18 protein-coding genes are annotated in these 15,777 nt (G+C 74.3%); 8 read left to right on the top strand and 10 right to left on the bottom strand.

Annotated elements, in window-relative coordinates:
• The first annotated feature begins 63 nt into the window (after positions 1–63).
• Together ung and ACIQ9G_RS23050 are read left to right on the top strand one after the other, a co-directional pair.
• Positions 64–747, top strand: coding sequence for a uracil-DNA glycosylase (gene ung / locus ACIQ9G_RS23055; protein ID WP_392193445.1), 684 nt, complete (start codon positions 64–66; stop codon positions 745–747).
• Positions 748–914: 167 nt separating this feature from the next.
• Positions 915–1,436: a hypothetical protein gene (locus ACIQ9G_RS23050; RefSeq protein WP_403612530.1), complete on the top strand. Its 522-nt coding sequence runs from the start codon at positions 915–917 to the stop codon at positions 1,434–1,436.
• A gap of 130 nt (positions 1,437–1,566) precedes the next feature.
• On the opposite strand, the gene ACIQ9G_RS23045 is transcribed toward ACIQ9G_RS23050, so the two are convergent.
• The 3 genes from ACIQ9G_RS23045 to ACIQ9G_RS23035 all read right to left on the bottom strand — a co-directional run bounded on the left by ACIQ9G_RS23045 (position 1,567) and on the right by ACIQ9G_RS23035 (position 3,308).
• Positions 1,567–2,037, bottom strand: coding sequence for a hypothetical protein (locus tag ACIQ9G_RS23045; RefSeq protein ID WP_403612528.1), 471 nt, complete (start codon positions 2,035–2,037; stop codon positions 1,567–1,569).
• Positions 2,038–2,162: 125 nt separating this feature from the next.
• Positions 2,163–2,675, bottom strand: a complete 513-nt coding sequence (locus ACIQ9G_RS23040) for a DinB family protein (RefSeq protein WP_403612526.1) — start codon at positions 2,673–2,675, stop codon at positions 2,163–2,165.
• Positions 2,676–2,702: 27 nt separating this feature from the next.
• The gene (locus tag ACIQ9G_RS23035; RefSeq protein WP_403612524.1) at positions 2,703–3,308 is read right to left on the bottom strand and encodes a TetR/AcrR family transcriptional regulator; all 606 of its coding nucleotides are present in this window, start codon (positions 3,306–3,308) and stop codon (positions 2,703–2,705) included.
• 149 nt (positions 3,309–3,457) lie between these two features.
• Here ACIQ9G_RS23035 and ACIQ9G_RS23030 point away from each other — a divergent pair, with 149 nt between their 5' ends.
• Positions 3,458–4,642 carry an FAD-dependent monooxygenase gene (locus tag ACIQ9G_RS23030; protein ID WP_403612661.1) on the top strand — a complete coding sequence of 395 codons (1,185 nt, stop codon included), beginning with the start codon at positions 3,458–3,460 and terminating at the stop codon, positions 4,640–4,642.
• An 11-nt stretch (positions 4,643–4,653) separates the two neighbouring features.
• Positions 4,654–5,565 (top strand): Gfo/Idh/MocA family protein, encoded by a 912-nt coding sequence (locus ACIQ9G_RS23025; protein ID WP_403612658.1) that lies wholly within the window; start codon positions 4,654–4,656, stop codon positions 5,563–5,565.
• Here the strand turns inward: ACIQ9G_RS23025 and lnt are convergent.
• Both lnt and ACIQ9G_RS23015 read right to left on the bottom strand, forming a co-directional pair.
• Positions 5,483–7,057: an apolipoprotein N-acyltransferase gene (lnt, locus tag ACIQ9G_RS23020; protein ID WP_403612522.1), complete on the bottom strand. Its 1,575-nt coding sequence runs from the start codon at positions 7,055–7,057 to the stop codon at positions 5,483–5,485. The genes ACIQ9G_RS23025 and lnt overlap by 83 nt on opposite strands.
• 134 nt (positions 7,058–7,191) lie before the next feature.
• Positions 7,192–7,677 carry a nuclear transport factor 2 family protein gene (locus ACIQ9G_RS23015; RefSeq protein WP_403612519.1) on the bottom strand — a complete coding sequence of 162 codons (486 nt, stop codon included), beginning with the start codon at positions 7,675–7,677 and terminating at the stop codon, positions 7,192–7,194.
• Positions 7,678–7,945: 268 nt separating this feature from the next.
• On the opposite strand from ACIQ9G_RS23015, the gene ACIQ9G_RS23010 reads away from it, so the two are divergent.
• A complete protein-coding gene (locus ACIQ9G_RS23010; protein WP_403612517.1) occupies positions 7,946–8,686 on the top strand; it encodes an SDR family NAD(P)-dependent oxidoreductase in 741 nt (246 codons plus the stop codon).
• A gap of 25 nt (positions 8,687–8,711) precedes the next feature.
• Here the strand turns inward: ACIQ9G_RS23010 and ACIQ9G_RS23005 are convergent, their stop codons facing one another.
• Positions 8,712–8,891: a hypothetical protein gene (locus ACIQ9G_RS23005; RefSeq protein ID WP_392193436.1), complete on the bottom strand. Its 180-nt coding sequence runs from the start codon at positions 8,889–8,891 to the stop codon at positions 8,712–8,714.
• A 45-nt stretch (positions 8,892–8,936) separates the two neighbouring features.
• Entirely contained in the window at positions 8,937–9,089 is a 153-nt protein-coding gene (locus ACIQ9G_RS23000; protein ID WP_403612514.1) for a hypothetical protein, read from the bottom strand.
• Here ACIQ9G_RS23000 and ACIQ9G_RS22995 point away from each other — a divergent pair.
• The gene (locus ACIQ9G_RS22995) at positions 9,088–10,026 is read left to right on the top strand and encodes an N-acetylmuramoyl-L-alanine amidase (protein ID WP_403612512.1); all 939 of its coding nucleotides are present in this window, start codon (positions 9,088–9,090) and stop codon (positions 10,024–10,026) included. The genes ACIQ9G_RS23000 and ACIQ9G_RS22995 overlap by 2 nt on opposite strands.
• A gap of 7 nt (positions 10,027–10,033) precedes the next feature.
• On the opposite strand, the gene ACIQ9G_RS22990 is transcribed toward ACIQ9G_RS22995, so the two are convergent.
• Both ACIQ9G_RS22990 and ACIQ9G_RS22985 read right to left on the bottom strand, forming a co-directional pair.
• A complete protein-coding gene (locus ACIQ9G_RS22990; protein ID WP_403612509.1) occupies positions 10,034–10,909 on the bottom strand; it encodes an undecaprenyl-diphosphate phosphatase in 876 nt (291 codons plus the stop codon).
• Between the two features lie 302 nt (positions 10,910–11,211).
• Entirely contained in the window at positions 11,212–12,066 is an 855-nt protein-coding gene (locus ACIQ9G_RS22985) for a VTT domain-containing protein (protein ID WP_403612507.1), read from the bottom strand.
• Between the two features lie 369 nt (positions 12,067–12,435).
• Between ACIQ9G_RS22985 and tuf the strand changes: the two genes are divergently transcribed.
• Positions 12,436–13,605: an elongation factor Tu gene (tuf, locus tag ACIQ9G_RS22980; protein ID WP_403612504.1), complete on the top strand. Its 1,170-nt coding sequence runs from the start codon at positions 12,436–12,438 to the stop codon at positions 13,603–13,605.
• A gap of 233 nt (positions 13,606–13,838) precedes the next feature.
• Complete coding sequence (locus ACIQ9G_RS22975) at positions 13,839–14,684, top strand: spermidine synthase (protein ID WP_403612502.1); 846 nt, start codon at positions 13,839–13,841, stop codon at positions 14,682–14,684.
• Positions 14,685–14,743: 59 nt separating this feature from the next.
• Here the strand turns inward: ACIQ9G_RS22975 and ACIQ9G_RS22970 are convergent, their stop codons facing one another.
• Entirely contained in the window at positions 14,744–15,754 is a 1,011-nt protein-coding gene (locus ACIQ9G_RS22970) for a hypothetical protein (protein WP_403612499.1), read from the bottom strand.
• Positions 15,755–15,777 lie beyond the last annotated feature (23 nt).

The following is a 15,777-nucleotide window of genomic DNA, read 5'->3' as shown; positions in this document are numbered from 1 at the left end:
CTGTCAGTGGTCGCCGGTAGGTTCTGAGGCCTGGAAGTGACCGCACATCGTGAGGACGTTGACGTGACCGACATCGCCATGCTGCCCGAGTCCTGGCGCGGGGTTCTGGCCGACGAACTGCAGCAGCCCTACTTCAAGGAGCTGACCGAGTTCGTCGAGGAGGAGCGGGCGAAGGGTCCGGTGTACCCGCCCCGGGAGGAGGTCTTCGCCGCGCTGGACGCCACGCCGTACGACGAGGTGAAGGTCCTGATCCTCGGTCAGGACCCCTACCACGGCGAGGGGCAGGGCCACGGCCTGTGCTTCTCCGTCCGGCCGGGAGTCAGGATCCCGCCGTCGCTGCGCAACATCTACAAGGAGATGCACGAGGAACTGGGCACGCCCGTCCCGGACAACGGGTATCTGATGCCCTGGGCCCGGCAGGGAGTCCTGCTGCTGAACGCGGTGCTCACGGTCCGCGGCGGCGAGGCCAACTCGCACAAGGGCCGGGGCTGGGAGAAGTTCACCGACGCGGTGATCCGGGCGGTGGCCGGCCGTCCCGACCCGGCGGTCTTCGTGCTGTGGGGCAACTACGCGCAGAAGAAGCTCCCGCTGATCGACGAGTCCCGGCACGTGGTCGTCAAGGGCGCGCACCCCTCCCCGCTGTCCGCCAAGAAGTTCTTCGGCTCCCGGCCGTTCACCCAGATCAACGAGGCGGTCGCCCGGCAGGGCCACGAGCCGATCGACTGGCACATCCCGAACCTGGGCTGAGCGTCCCGCCCGGCAACGGGGCCGGGGGGACGCGGGGGCGCCGCGTGCCCGGGCCCGGCCGGGTGAGGCGCCGCCGGGGCGGTGTTCTTCGGGGGTGCCTGAGCCGGATCGGTGTGCGCTGCGGTTAGCGTCGGGGGATCGGGTCCGGGACTGGGCTGGAGGCGCTGGTGGTGGAGCGACAGGAGCAGGCGGCGCCGGACGCCGTGCTGACGCGGATCGGGCAGAGCGTCCTGCTGCATCACGCCGGGGACCGAGAGGAGGCCCGGGGCCGTTTCCTCGACCTGTGGGGGGAGATCGGCGAGGACGGCGACCCCCTGCACCGCTGCACCCTGGCCCACTACCTCGCCGACACCCAGGACGACCCCGAGGACGAACTGGCCTGGGACCTCAGGGCGCTGTCGGCGGCCGAGGAGCTCAGGGACGACCGGCTCGCCGGCGCCGAGGGCGCGCCGGCGGTCCGCACCCTCTACCCGTCCCTCCACCTGAACCTCGCCGCCGACTACGTGAAGCTCGGCCGCGCCGAGGCCGCCCGCGTCCACCTCCACCGGGCCCGCTGCGCGGCCGGCGCGCTCGGCGACGACCGGTACGGCGACGGGGTCCGCGCGGCGATCCACCGCCTGGCACTGCGGCTCGGGGAGGGCGGTCCCACCGGGGGCAGGTGGAGCCCGCCCCGCCAGCGCCCGGAGTAGCGGCCTCCCGCCCGATCCGCTTCGGAAGTGCCGGGGCCGCCGGACGCGCCGGAGCCGCCGGATCTGCCAAACCCGCCAAACCTGCCAAACCCGCCGGACGCCCCGGCCGCGCGCGGTGTCCGCGCCCGTCTCACCGGCCGTACGCCTGCCCGCAGATGACCGCCTCCGGGCTGCCCGGCTTCCAGCCGCCGTACTTCCGGCCGAGGGCGCAGACGTCCGCCTTCTTCCGCGCCGCCTGTGGCGGGAGCTTCGGGAGGTCGATGCGCGGCGGTGGCGGTGCGTGGCGGTGCCGTGGTGCCGGGAGGGGCGGGTGGGGTGCGGGGAAGTGCGCTGGGGGGTGGGAGCGGTCTTCCGCCGGGGCGGCCGGGACGTGGGCGGCCACCCCGGGCGTGCGCTGCGGGCTGATCAGCTCCAGGGCCTCCCGGGCGGGCGCCTGCACGTCCCGCGGCTCGGCGCTCCCGTCAGGGCGGGGCGCCGACGGCCGGGAGGGAGCCGTCTGCGGGTCGGAGACGGGCGGCCGCTGCTGGACCGTGACACAACCGGAGAGGGCCGAGACGGCCACGGAGAGCAGGAGCGTTGCGGTGGTCGTCGTTCGATGCACCCGCGCCACTCTGCTGGGTCAGGGCCACCGGGGGACGGCGGACCGCCGGAGGATGCCCCGCACGAGTGATCTCCTGACCCCCTGCGAGTGCGGGCGGCCCGTCCGGCTGACGCCGGGCGCCGCGCTCAGTCCCCGGTCGCGCCGTCGAGGCGCTCCCGGATCAGGTCGGCGTGGCCGTTGTGCCGCGCGTACTCCTCGATCATGTGGGTGTAGATCCACCGCAGGCTGAACTGCTCGTTCGTAGATCTGCTCCGGCCCTTGGAGAGGTCGTCCAGGGCGAACGGGACGCAGTTGCGCCGCGCGACCTCGATCTCGGCCTGCCACGCGGCGTACGCCTCCTGCCACCCGTCCTCCTCGCCGAGGTGGAAGTCGCGGTCCCGGTCCTCGTCGGTGCAGTAGATCGGTCCCGCGTCCTCTCCCACCAGCACCTTGCGGAACCATCCCCGTTCCACCTCCGCCATGTGCCGCACCAGCCCCATCAGGGACAGTTCGGACGGCTCAACGGCCGCGGTCCGCAGCTGTTCGTCGGTCAGGCCCTCGCACTTCCAGGCCAGGGTCTGCCGGTGGTAGTCCAGCCAGCCCTCCAGCATGGTGCGTTCGTCGGCGTTCAGGGCGGGTTCTCGGCGCTCGATCGTCATGTCCCGATCCTGTCCCGGGCCGAGCCGTCACACCAGCCGTTTTCCGGCACCGAACATCCCCTCCAGCAGTTCGCGCAGCCCCGCCCGCACCTCGTCCAACCCCGGCACCCGGGTGTGGAAGGCCCCGGCCACGCAGGAGAACATCAGCCCGTCCGCCCAGGCGACCAGGGACAGCACGTGCCGGTCGGCGTCCGTCGAGCCCATCGCCCGTACCAGCGCGTCCAGTTGGTCGCGGAAGCGGGCGCCCGCCGCGTCGAAGTGGGCCCGCAGCTCCGGGCGGCGGGTCGCCTCCAGGGCCAGTTCGTAGCGGGCGACGGTCAGTTCGCGGTTGAGGGTCAGCGCGCGGTGCGTGGCCAGGGCGAGCCCGTCGGTCAGCGCGTCGAGTCCGCCGCGCGGGTCCGGCATCTCGTGCAGGGCCAGCACCCGCGCCTCTCGGTCGGCGAGCCGCCGCACCGCCAGCTCGAGCAGGGCCAGGCGGGTGCGCGCCACGTTGGAGGTGGAGCCCTGCGGCAGCCCGGCCGTCTCGTCGACCGCCCGGTGCGTCAGACCGCGCATCCCGCGTTCGGCGAGCAGGGCGAGGGCGGTGTCGGCGACGAGGTCGGCGCGCGAGGCGCTCGGGGGGTGTGCGGCCATGGAGAAGAACCTACCCGCGGCTCCCTCGGGGAACTACGTCCGTAGTTACCGCGCCCACTACGGCCGTAGCCGTGCTCACTACACCCGTAGTACAGTCGGCGGACCGGGACACTACACTTGTAGTCAGCGCACCAGGAGGAGCCATGGCCATGGCCCAGTCGTCACGCGTGGTCGTCATCGGCGGCGGCATCGCGGGCCTCGCCGCGGCCGCCGCGCTGCACCTGGCCGGCCGGCAGGTCATCGTCCTGGAGCGGGCCCGCTCCCTGGAGCCCGTGGGCGCGGCCATCTCCCTCTCCCCGAACGCGCTGCGTGCCCTGGACGTGCTCGGCATCGGCGACGCGATCCGCGACCTCGCGGCCTGGCAGGGCGACGGCGGGCTGCGCACCCCGGGCGGCCGCTGGATCGCCAGGACCGACGCCGCCGCGGCGGCCGAGCGCTTCGGCGGCCCCCTCGTCCTGCTGCACCGCGCCACCCTGATCGACCGCCTGGCCGCGCTCCTGCCGCCCGACGCGGTCCGCACGGGCACGGCCGCGCACCTCGCCGACCCCGGCGACGCCCACCGCCCGGCCCGTGTCCGCACCCCCGGCGGCGAACTGGAGGCAGACCTGGTGGTGGGCGCCGACGGCCTGCACTCCGCCGTACGCCGGGCCCTGTTCCCCGGCCACCCCGGACCCGTCTACTCGGGCTTCACCACCTGGCGGCTGGTGATCCCGGTCCCCGGCGCCGAGTTCGCCGCGCACGAGACCTGGGGAAGGGGTTGCCTGTGGGGCACCCACCCCCTCAAGGACGGCCGGGTCTACGCGTACGCCGCCGCCGTCACGCCCGCCGGGCAGCACGCGGCCGACGACGAGCGGGCCGAACTCCTGCGCCGGTTCGGCGGCTGGCACCACCCCGTCCCGGCCGTGATCGAGGCGGCCCGCCCCGAGGACGTGCTGCGCCACGACGTGCACCACCTCGCCGAGCCGCTGGCCGCCCACCACCGCGGCCGGGTCGCCCTCCTCGGGGACGCCGCGCACGCCATGCCGCCGACCCTCGGGCAGGGCGGAAACCAGGCCCTCGAGGACGCGGTCGTGCTCGCCCACCATCGCGACGACCTCGCCGCCTACACGGCGGCCCGGCTGCCCCGTACGACCGCTGTCGCCCGCCGGGCCGTGCGGGCCGCCCGCCTGAACATGACGAGCAGCCGCGCCGGGGCCGCCGTGCGAGACACCGCCCTGGCCGCGTTGTCGCGGGCCCGCCCGGCACTGCTGCTGCGCGGTTTCGACGGGATCGCCGACTGGCGTCCGCCGCAGCCCCCGTATGCTGCGACGCAGGCGGGGACAGGCGAGCGGTGAGGGAGCCCCCAGTGAAGGTCGGCTGCGTCGGACTCGGCGACATCGCGCGGAAGGCGTACCTGCCGGTGCTCGGCACCCTGCCCGGGGTCGAGCTGCACCTGCAGACCCGGACACCCGCGACCCTCGAAAGCGTCGCCGACAGCCTGCACCTCCCGGCCGGCCGACGGCACGCCGGCCTGGACGCGCTGCTCGCCGAGGACCTCGACGCCGCCTTCGTGCACGCCCCCACCGCCGCCCACCCGGAGATCGTCACCCGGCTGCTGGAGGCGGGCGTCCCGACCTACGTCGACAAGCCGCTCGCCTACGAACTCGCCGACTCCGAGCGCCTGGTGACCCTCGCAGAGGAGCGCGGCGTCTCGCTCGCCGTCGGCTTCAACCGGCGCCACGCCCCCGGATACGCGCAGTGCGCCGAGCACCCGCGCGAGCTGATCCTGATGCAGAAGAACCGCATCGGGCTGCCCGAGGAGCCGCGGACGATGATCCTCGACGACTTCATCCACGTCGTGGACACCCTGCGGTTCCTGGTGCCGGGCCCGGTGGACGACGTCACCGTGCGCGGCCGTGTGCGCGACGGCCTGCTGCACCACGTCGTGCTCCAGCTCGCCGGTGACGGGTTCACCGCGCTCGGCGTCATGAACCGGCTCAGCGGCTCGGCCGAGGAGATCCTGGAGGTCTCCGGGCAGGACACCAAGCGCCAGGTCGTCAACCTCGCCGAGACCGTCGACCACAAGGGGCAGCCGTCCGTACGGCGGCGCGGCGACTGGGTGCCGGTCGCCCGGCAGCGCGGCATCGAGCAGGCCGTGCTGGCCTTCCTCGACGCGGTGCGCTCCGGCAAGACGCTCAGCGCCCGGGACGCGCTGGAGACCCACGCCCTGTGCGAGCGGGTGGTACGAGCCGTGCTGGAGCGTTCCGCCGCGGCCTGAGCGCCCGCACGCCCTCCGCGGCGCAGGTCGCGAGCAGCACGAGCAGGGCGCCGTACACCGGCCAGTCGCCGAAGCGGACGTAGACGGTGGTCCCGTGGGCAGTCGGCACGTCGTACACCGCGGCCGTGCTCGCGTCGGTGCCGAGCCAGGACCCGATGCGCTGCCCGCCCGGGCCGTAGACGGCGGAGACGCCGGTCAGCGTCGCGTGCACCATGGGCCGGCCGGTCTCGGCGGCGCGCAGCGCGCCGAGCGTCGCGTGCTGCTCGGGCGCCCAGCTGTGCTGGAAGGTGGAGGTCGAGGACTGCGCGAGCAGGACCCCGGCGCCGTCCTCGGCGAGATGCCGGCTCATGTCCGGGAACGCCGTCTCGAAGCACACCATCGGGCCCACCCGCAGGCCGTGGCCGACGTCCATCACGACCTGCGCGGTGCCCCGCCTGCGGTCCTCGCCGGCCGCCTTGCCGACGGACGTCGCCCAGCCGAGCACGGAACGGGCGGGCACGTACTCGCCGAAGGGGACCAGCCGCATCTTGTCGTAGCGCTCGCCGGTCGGGCCGTTCGGGCCGACGAGCACGGAGCTCTTGTAGATGCCGGGCTGGTCGGAGCGCCGGGCGTCGACGTTGACCAGGACGTCGGCGCCGGTCTCGCGGGACAGTGCGGCGATGCGGCGCGCCAGGTCGGGGCGCCGGGCGAGGTCGTAGCCGACGCTGCTCTCGCCCCAGACGACGAGGTCGACGTGCCGGCCAGCCAGTCGGCGGGTCAGCCGCTCCTCCAGGTCGAAGCGTTTGCCGGGACTGTCGACGCCGTCGACGACGCCCGGCTGCACCACGGCCATCCGGACCCGGCCGTCGACGTGCGGGCGCGGCGCCCAGACCCAGACCGCGGAGGTCAGCGCGGCCGTGGCCACCAGGCCGGCCACCGCGGGCACCCGGGACGCGCGGACCGAGACGAGCACGGCCACCGCCACGTTCACCGCCACCACGAGGAAGCTGACCAGCCACACGCCGCCGACCGAGGCCAGCCGCAGCGCCGGAGCCACCTGCCACTGGCTGGCGCCGAGCATCCCCCACGGCCCGCCCAGCCCCTGCCAGGAGCGCACGAGTTCGACGGCCAGCCAGCCCGACGGCAGCACGACCAGGGCGGCCGCGGCGCGCCCCGGTGAGGGAGTACCGGCCAGGAAGCGGCGCACGAGCCACCCCCAGGGGGCCCACAGGGCGCCCAGCAGCCCGGCTATCACGACGGTGAAGACGTGCAGCTCGGGCAGCAGCCAGTGGTGCACGGCCAGCATGAAGCCCAGGCCGCCGCACCAGCCGTCGTACGCGGCCCGCCTCCCGGTCGGGGCGGCGCGGGCGAGCAGGATCCACGGGACCAGGGCGACGTAGGCGAACCACCACAGCGAGGGCGCGGGGAAGGCGAGCATGGGGAGGGCACCCGCGAGCGCGGCGAGGAGCGAGCGCCGCCACGGGGAGGCCGGCCAGTTGCCGAAAATCTTCATACGGCGCCCTCCTACCCCGTGGTCATTCCAGTGTGCGTGCTGTGGGCGATCTCGCACAGAGGGCCCCGGCCCACTCGCCCGGCTCGCACAGCGGGACCCGGTTCACCCGCTCGGCCCGCACAACGGGAGCCGGGTCAGCCGGGCACCGGCGCCGACCGGGGGCCGGGCAGGGAGCGCCACTTCTCGTGGACGACCACCTCGCGCACCCGCCAGCCCTCGTCCGTGCGCAGCAGCGCGAACGCGTACCGGCCGCCGCACACGAGGTCGGGCGCGGTCCCTCCCGCGTCGTCCCCGGCGAGGCGCATCGGGTTGACGTAGTCGGCCTGCACCCGGGCGGTGTCGCCCGTGTCCTGGTCGAGGATCCCGAACCGCAGCCGACGGTTCGCGATGAGGTGCTGGCGCACCGGGAACCGCCGCATGGTCTCGGCGAGCCACCCGGCGACCTGCCCGGCGTCGCCCTCGATCCCGCCGGCCGACCGGTAGTCCGCGCGCCCGTCCGGGGTGAACAGCCCCCGGTAGGCGGCCCAGTCGCCGTCGTCCACCGCCACCGCGTACTCCGTGATCAGGCCGTCCACGGCCAGCCGGTCCATCACCGTCGCGAGCTCGATCCGCTGCGTCATCGGCTCAGTGTTGGGCACCGGACGCGAGGAGCCAAGGGGTGCGGCCGGGACTGTGTGAGGCGGACGGCCGCTCGCGAGGAGGAACGCGCTGCGCCGGACGGGTGATCCGGCCGGGGCGGGCGGATGCGCGGGGCGGCGCGGGGTACGGCGGTGGAGCGCGGGGCGGAACATCAGGGCGGAGACCGACGGGGTACGGCGATGTGCCCGGCCGCCCGCGGGCCTAGGGTGATCACGTGCGGGGGTGTCGGTGGGTGGAGCGGAGGTCCGTATGAAGCGTCTCGTCACCGTGGTCACCGGGGGCAGCCGGGGCATCGGCGCCGCGGTCTGCCGGCGTCTGGCGGCCGACGGGCACGACGTGGTCGTGGGGTACGTCCGGGACGCCGAGGCCGCCGAGGCGGTGGCGGACGAGGTGCTCGAGGCCGGGGCGCGCAGCGTCACCGTGCCGGTGGACACGTCGGCCGAGGCGGACGTGGAGCGGCTCTTCGCCACCGCGGAGGAGCGGCTCGGCCCGGTGACCGGGCTGGTGAACAACGCCGGGGTGACCGGCCCGCTGGGCCGCCTCGCGGACGCGGACGTGACCGACCTGCGGCGGGTGGTGGACGTCAACCTCCTGGGTACCCTCCTCTGTTCGCGCCGCGCCGCGCAGCTGATGACGCCCCGGGGCAGCGGCGTGATCGTGAACGTGTCCTCCGCCGCCGCCACTCTGGGCAGCCCCGGGGAGTACGTCCACTACGCCGCGACCAAGGCCGCCGTGGACGCCCTGACCGTGGGCCTCGCCAAGGAGCTCGGCCCGGACGGCATCCGTGTCAACGCGGTGTCGCCCGGCGTCGTCGACACCGGGATCCACGCGGCGATGGGCGATCCGGACCGGGCCCGGCGCGCCGCCGAGACGATCCCGCTGCGCCGCGCGGGGCGCGCCGAGGAGATCGCCGCGGCGGTCGCCTGGCTGATGTCTCCGGACGCCTCCTACACGACGGGAGCGGTGCTGCGGGTGGCGGGCGGGCGGTGAGTGCCCGGCGCGTGGCCGGAAGACGTCAGGCCGCCTCGATGACCTCGCCCCGGAGGGCGGCGGCCCACTCGACCACCAACAGCTCGTACTCCGCGCGCTCCTGAGCCGACAGGGAACCGCCCGAGCGCAGCCACAGCGCCCGGATCCGCTCGTTCAGCTCGGCGGCGGACCGCACGGAACCACGGGCCATGGATTCGGGGAACATGGCGACCAGCCTAGGGGCAAGAGCTGACTCTGCGCTACCGGACGGCTACGCGGACCGCATGGACTCGGTCACCCGCGCCGCGCCCCGGCCGCCCGCTTCCCACGGGTGTCGATACCGGCCGCCGGGACCGATCGGGAGCACCATGGCCTGGACGACGTCGCAGCCGTCGTCCCACGGCGACAGGGAGGAGGCCGACATGGCCGCACCCATGACGGCCACTCAGGTCGTCGACCAGCTGAAGAAATGGCGGATCGGGCACGCCGGGATCTCCGGATGGGCCACCCACAACCGCAACCACAAGGGGCCCTGGGGCCCGGTCAACGGATTCGTCTGGCACCACACCGGCGTCGACGTCCCCGACGCGCGGGCGTACGCCGCGGGGCACCTCTTCAACGGGGACGCCAGCCTGCCCGGCCCGCTGTGCCACTTCTCCATCGGCGCCGACGGCACCGTCTACCTCGTCGGCTGGGGCCGCACCAACCACGCCGGCGGCGGCGACCCGGTGGTGCTGCGGCACGTCGTCGAGGAGGACTACACCGGGCAGTTGCACCCGGCCAAGGGGGACCGGGACGGCGTCGACGGCAACGCCCACTTCTACGGTGTCGAGATCCAGTACAGCGGCAGTCACCCGATGGCCGAGGTCCAGTACCGGACGGCCCTGCGGCTCTCGGCGGCCGTGCTCGACTTCCACGGCTGGTCCGAGAAGTCCGTCATCGGGCACGGCGAGTGGTCGAGGGACAAGTGGGACCCGGGGCAGGCCCGCGACACCATCATGGCGATGCCGCAGGTCCGGGCGGACGTGAAGGCGACGCTCGCCGCCGGTCCGGCACCGGCCGCCGCCCTCGCCGGGACGGGCACGGCCGACAGAGTGGGCCCGGGCCGGACGGTCGAGGGCGCGGCCGAGCCCGCGGCGGTGACGCTCGCGGACGCGGTCACGGTCGCGGAGTGGGCGCGGGCCCGGTGGCCGGAGGACGGCGCCCTGTCGGACGGTTCGGTGCCGGTGAGCACCGCGCTCGGCTCGGGCTACGCGCACGCCCGCGCCGCGCACGAGGGCGTGGACGCGCTGCGCCGGGAGGTCGCGAACCTGCGGGCTGCGGTCGCGGAGCTGACCACCCTGGTGGCCAGGGGGTCCTGAAGCGCGCTCAGCCCGCGGACTCCGCCGCGTGCGGGCTCAGGAAACCGGCGCCGACCAGGGCGATGATCACCGCTCCGAGGGCCACCCGATACCAGACGAACGGCATGAAGCTCCTGGTCGAGATGTACTTCATGAACCAGGCGATGACCGCGTATCCGGACGCGAACGCGATGACCGTGGCGAACAGGGTCGGCCCCCACGCCACGTGGTCGCTCTCCATCGCGTCCTTCAATTCGAAGACACCGGAGGCCAGGACCGCCGGAACGGCAAGCAGGAAGGAGTAGCGGGCCGCCGACTCCCGCTTGTAGCCCATGAACAGCCCGCCGCTGATGGTGGCACCGGAGCGGGAGACGCCCGGGATGAGGGCCATGGCCTGGCAGCAGCCGAAGACCAGACCGTCCTTGACGCCCAGGTTCTCCAGCGTCTTGCGCTGCTTGGGCGCGCGGTGCCGGCCGCCCGCCTCGTCGCGCGCCGCCAGCCGGTCCGCGATGCCGATGACCACGCCGACGACGATCAGCATGGTCGCGGTGATCCGCAGATCGCGGAACGGCCCCTCGATCTGGTCCTTGAGCGTCACCCCGAGCACGCCGATGGGTATCGAGCCGACGATCACCAGCCAGCCCGTGCGGGCGTCGTGGTCGCGGCGCATCTCCTTGTCGGCGAGCGAGCGGAACCAGGCGGACAGGATCCGGCCGATGTCCTTGCGGAAGTAGATGAGCACCGCCGACTCCGTGCCGATCTGGGTGATCGCGGTGAAGGCCGCGCCCGGGTCCTTCCAGCCCGAGAAGGCCGCGGTCAGCCGCAGGTGCGCGCTGGAGGAGACGGGGAGGAACTCGGTCAGCCCCTGGACGAGTCCGAGGATGAGGGATTCAAGCCAAGACATGGAGGTTGGGAGTCCAAGTGCCGATCGGGAAAAGGGAGATGGACACACCGGGCCGCCGTGCGCGGTGATCGGGTGTCGTGAGGGGCAGCGTAGCGCCCCGTGAGCACGGGGCCTGCACAGGGCTGTGCGGGCCGGGAGGTGCGGTTCTCCTGCCGCGACGGAGGGAGTGCCGCCGGGGCGCGCGGGCGGTCAGGGGCGGCGCAGTTGGTGGTGCGGGCGTCCAGGGCGGCGCGAGGGCGGCGCAGTTGGTGGTGCGGGCGTCCAGGGCGGCGCGGGGGCGGCGGAGGTGGTGGTGCGGGCGTTCAGAGGCCGCGCAGGTGGTGGCGCTTGCGCCACGCCAGCACCGCGCCCGCCACGGCCGGTACGGCGATGAAGGCCAAGGCGACCAGGAAGGCCGGCGAGGTCGGCGCGGAGGCACGGGCGCCCGCGACGGCGTAGGCGGCGGTGTTGGGGACCGATCCGAGCGCCGTCGCGAGCAGGAACGCCGGCCAGCTCATGCGGGAGACGGCGGCACAGTAGTTCGCGGCCCAGAACGGCACGCCCGGGAACAGCCGCGCCGCCATCATCGAGCGGAAGCCGTGCCGGCTCAGCTGCCCGTCCGCCGCCGTCAGCCAGCGGCCGCGCAGCAGCCGGCGCAGCGCGTCCTGCCCGAGCACCCGGCCGAGGCCGAAGGCCAACCCGGCCCCGAGGACGGTGCCGGCCAGCGCCGACGCCAGTCCCAGCTGGGAGCCGAACACCGCGCCCGCCGCGAGGTTGAGCAGCGGACGCGGCACGAACGCCACCGTGCACAGGCCGTACGCCACCGCGAACGCGACCGCCGCCGCGGCACCGCCGAGCTGCGGGGGCCAGCCGTCCGCCAGCAGCCGCTGCGGCTCGAAGAGCAGCACCGAGGTCCCCGCCGCCGCGAGCAGGACCACCAGCAGCGTCAGACGCGACCAGGGCGAGAGCAGCGCTCTGGAGCAGCGGGCGAGCGGCCCGCCCGGGACGGCGGCCGGGGCGGCCCGAACCGGCTCGACGGCCGGGAACGGCGAGGCCGCCGCGCCGGGCGCGGCGATCGAGACGGGCAGGGGCGTGGCCACGGCGACGGAGTGCTCCGTGGCGGCGGCCCGGGGAGAAGCCGTGGCGGTGCCCCCAGAGCGGGTGGTGGCATCGAGCATCCGGCGACACTAACCGACACCTGTGTGTGATCGCCGTATGGTCCGTCCCCCGGGCGGCGCGGATGCGGGCGCTCTGCGGGCGGCGCGCGGAAAAACCGGTCGACGCGCGGGGACGTGTCGGACATGATCGTCCCATGTTCCGGTACGCCTTCCTCCTCGCAGCATCCGCCGCCGCGGATGCCCCGAAGGCTGCCGTCCTGATCCTCGCGGCCGCAGTCGACGGCGCCCGAAGCTGACCCTCCCCGGATCGTCCGGCGGACCCCGCAGGGGGAGGGTCGGGGAGTTCCCGGGGTCCCCGTCCCGGCCGCGTGTCCGCATCCGCGCCGGGACCCTCACCGAGCACCACCGAAGAGGCTTCGAGGTACAGCCATGCCCAAGACGGCGTACGCGCGCACCAAACCGCACCTGAACATCGGCACGATGGGCCACGTCGACCACGGCAAGACCACCCTGACCGCCGCCATCACCAAGGTCCTCGCCGAGCGGGGCGGCGGCACGTTCGTGCCGTTCGACCGCATCGACCGGGCCCCGGAGGAGGCCGCCCGCGGCATCACCATCAACATCGCGCACGTCGAGTACGAGACCGACACCCGGCACTACGCGCACGTGGACATGCCCGGCCACGCCGACTACGTCAAGAACATGGTCACCGGGGCCGCGCAGCTCGACGGGGCGATCCTCGTCGTCTCCGCGCTCGACGGGATCATGCCGCAGACCGCCGAGCACGTGCTGCTCGCCCGGCAGGTGGGCGTCGACCACATCGTCGTCGCCCTGAACAAGGCCGACGCGGGCGACGAGGAGCTGAACGACCTCGTGGAGCTGGAGGTCCGCGACCTGCTCACCGCGCACGGCTACGGCGGGGACGGTGTGCCCGTCGTACGGGTCTCCGGGCTGAGGGCCCTGGAGGGCGACCCGCGGTGGACGGCGTCGATCGAGGCGCTCCTCGACGCGGTCGACACCTATGTGCCCATGCCCGAGCGTTATCTCGACGCGCCGTTCCTGCTGCCGGTGGAGAACGTGCTCAGCATCACCGGCCGAGGCACGGTGGTCACCGGCGCGGTGGAGCGCGGCACGCTGCGCGTCGGCGACCGGGTCGAGGTGCTCGGCGCGGGCGTGGAGACCGTGGTGACCGGCCTGGAGACCTTCGGCAAGCCCATGGAGGAGGCGCAGGCCGGGGACAACGTGGCGCTGCTGCTGCGAGGCGTCCCGCGCGGCGCGGTCCGCCGCGGCCACGTCGTCGCCGCTCCGGGCAGCGTCGCGCCCAGCCGGCGCTTCACGGCGCGGGTGTACGTCCTGTCGGCGCGCGAGGGCGGCCGGACCACCCCGCTGGCCACCGGCTACCGGCCGCAGTTCTACATCCGCACGGCGGACGTGGTCGGCGACGTCGACCTCGGCGCGAGCGCCGTCGCCCGGCCCGGCGACACCGTCACGATGACGGTGGAACTGGGCCGCGAGGTGCCGATCGAGCCGGGCCTGGGCTTCGCCGTCCGCGAGGGCGGCCGCACCGTCGCCGCGGGCACCGTGACGACCGTGGAGTAGTCCGGCCCGCCGCCCGAGCCTTCGGCGCCCCGAACTCCCCAGGAAGGGGGGACCGGGGTGCCGGGGGCTCGGCGAGGTCGGGCCCTGCGCGCTTCGGCCGGGGGCTGGCGTGCGGTGTCCGGCGTGCGGGTCCGGTGGGCTTCGGCCGGGGTCTGCCGTGCGGGTCCGGTGGGCTTCGGTCGGTGTCCGGCGTGCGGGGATCGGGGCCGGCCCGTCCCCGGCACAATGGAGCGGTGACCGAGCCGATACCCGTGCTGCGCGACGTCGATCACGGGACCGCCAAGCTGATGCCCGACGTGGACCGTGAGCGGGCCTGGCTGCTGACCGTGGACGGGGCGCCGCAGTCGTACGTCGACCTGGACGCCCCCACCCACCTGGAGTTCGAGTACGCGCGCCGGCTCGGGCACGTCCTGGACACCCTCGCCGAGCCGGGCCGCCCGCTGGACGTGCTGCACCTCGGGGGCGGTGCGCTCACCCTGCCCCGGTACGTGGCCGCGACCCGCCCCGGCTCCCGGCAGGACGTCGCCGAGGCGGACCGCGGCCTGCTGGAACTGGTCGTCGCCCATCTGCCGCTGCCCGACGACGCCGGGATCGCGCTGCACGCGGCCGACGCCCGCGCCTGGCTGGAGGGCGCCCCGGCCGACTCCGCGGACGTGCTGATCGCCGACGTCTTCGGCGGCTCCCGGGTCCCGGCCCACCTCACGTCCCTCGCCTACGCCCGTGAGGCCGAGCGCGTGCTGCGCGCCGGCGGGGTCTATCTGGCCAACCTCGCCGACGCCGCGCCCTTCGCCTTCCTGCGTTCCCAACTCGCCACCTTCGCGGTGGTGTTCGAGGAGATCGCGATCATCGCCGAGCCAGGTGTGCTGCGCGGCCGCCGGTTCGGCAACGCGGTGCTCGCCGCCGCGCACCACCCCCTGGACACGGCCGCCCTGGCCCGGCTCACCGCCGCCGACGCCTTCCCCGCCCGGGTCGAACACGGCGACGCCCTGCGCGTGTTCATCGCCGGGGCCGAGCCGGTACGGGACGAGGACGCCGTCCCGTCACCCGAGCCCCCCGGCGGGGCGTTCGGCATCGGCTGACCCGCTCTCCGCCGGGCCCCAGGACTCGGTGCGGGCCGGGCGGGTCCGGCCGTCGCCGGTCAGCCCGTGGGGTCGCCGTGCAGCCGGACCGTGCTGAGGACCTTCTGGATCGTCGCGTCCGGGATCTCCTCGCGCACACCCCTGGCGCCGTAGAGGGTCCAGGAGACGAAGTCGCCCTGCGAGTTCTTGAAGGCGAAGGTGGTGGCCTTGCCGTCGCTGTCGCACTTGTGCGTCTTCCTCACACCCGACGTGTACGACGTCGCCACGCTGCCCTTCACCCCGGACTTCGTGGTGTAGGACTTGGCCGCCCCGATCTTCAGGTACTTCTTTGCGGCGTCGCTCTGGTCGGTGTACCCGCCGAACGCGAACGCGGCCGCGTCGCCGCGGGCGATGCTGGCGGTGTCCTTGCCGCCGTCCTCACCCTTGGTGCCGCCGGCCGCCAGCGACGACGACTCCTCCGTGCCGTCCTTGTCGTCGTCGGACGTGCACCAGTTCTCCTTCAGGAACGCGGGCGCGGAGAAGCCGATGTACGCCGAGCCGTCGCCCTTCTTCTTGTCCTCGAAGAAGGTGAAGATGCCGGGGGAGTCGACCGACCAGGTCGGGGGCACGTCGAACGCGGTGCCGTACTTCGGATTGACGACGACCTTCCAGCCAGGCACCGTCGGCTTCTCGGTCTCGTTGCCGCGCGGGTTGTCCTCCGACTCCGAAGCCGACGCCGAGACGCTCGGGTCCGCGGACGCCGACGGGCTGCCCTTGTCGCTCGTGCCGCCGCCGGCGCTGTCCTCCTTGTCGCCGCCCAGGACCAGGAAACCGGTCACGCCGGCGGCCACCACCACGGCCGTCGCCGCGATGATCGCGACGAGCTTGGTGCGGTTGCCGCCGCCCCCGCCCTGCGGCGGTTGGGGTGCCCCCGCCGGCCCGGGCGCCCCCCACTGCGGCTGCTGCGCATAGGGGTTGCCCTGCTGATAGCCGGGCTGCTGATACGGATTCGGCTGCTGGTATCCCGGCTGCTGATACGGGTTGTTCTGCGGGTTCTGCTCGCCCCCGGGCGGCTGCTGTCCTGGCCACATGGCCAGTAACCCTAGTGGCGCCG

This window comes from Streptomyces sp. NPDC096152 (genome assembly GCF_044763235.1).
Lineage (GTDB): Bacteria > Actinomycetota > Actinomycetes > Streptomycetales > Streptomycetaceae > Streptomyces.
Note: the sequence above shows the minus strand (reverse complement) of the source record. Positions and strands in the feature narration are given on the sequence as shown.

Coding starts and splice junctions, on each gene's coding strand:
- ACIQ9G_RS23040 (WP_403612526.1), bottom strand. CDS start 2,675: ATGACGATCGAGCGCCGAGAACCCGCCCTGAACGCCGACGAACGCACC.
- ACIQ9G_RS23035 (WP_403612524.1), bottom strand. CDS start 3,308: ATGGCCGCACACCCCCCGAGCGCCTCGCGCGCCGACCTCGTCGCCGAC.
- ACIQ9G_RS23030 (WP_403612661.1), top strand. CDS start 3,458: ATGGCCCAGTCGTCACGCGTGGTCGTCATCGGCGGCGGCATCGCGGGC.
- lnt (WP_403612522.1), bottom strand. CDS start 7,057: ATGAAGATTTTCGGCAACTGGCCGGCCTCCCCGTGGCGGCGCTCGCTC.
- ACIQ9G_RS23015 (WP_403612519.1), bottom strand. CDS start 7,677: ATGACGCAGCGGATCGAGCTCGCGACGGTGATGGACCGGCTGGCCGTG.
- ACIQ9G_RS23010 (WP_403612517.1), top strand. CDS start 7,946: ATGAAGCGTCTCGTCACCGTGGTCACCGGGGGCAGCCGGGGCATCGGC.
- ACIQ9G_RS23005 (WP_392193436.1), bottom strand. CDS start 8,891: ATGTTCCCCGAATCCATGGCCCGTGGTTCCGTGCGGTCCGCCGCCGAG.
- ACIQ9G_RS22995 (WP_403612512.1), top strand. CDS start 9,088: ATGGCCGCACCCATGACGGCCACTCAGGTCGTCGACCAGCTGAAGAAA.
- ACIQ9G_RS23000 (WP_403612514.1), bottom strand. CDS start 9,089: ATGTCGGCCTCCTCCCTGTCGCCGTGGGACGACGGCTGCGACGTCGTC.
- ACIQ9G_RS22990 (WP_403612509.1), bottom strand. CDS start 10,909: ATGTCTTGGCTTGAATCCCTCATCCTCGGACTCGTCCAGGGGCTGACC.
- ACIQ9G_RS22985 (WP_403612507.1), bottom strand. CDS start 12,066: ATGCTCGATGCCACCACCCGCTCTGGGGGCACCGCCACGGCTTCTCCC.
- tuf (WP_403612504.1), top strand. CDS start 12,436: ATGCCCAAGACGGCGTACGCGCGCACCAAACCGCACCTGAACATCGGC.
- ACIQ9G_RS22970 (WP_403612499.1), bottom strand. CDS start 15,754: ATGTGGCCAGGACAGCAGCCGCCCGGGGGCGAGCAGAACCCGCAGAAC.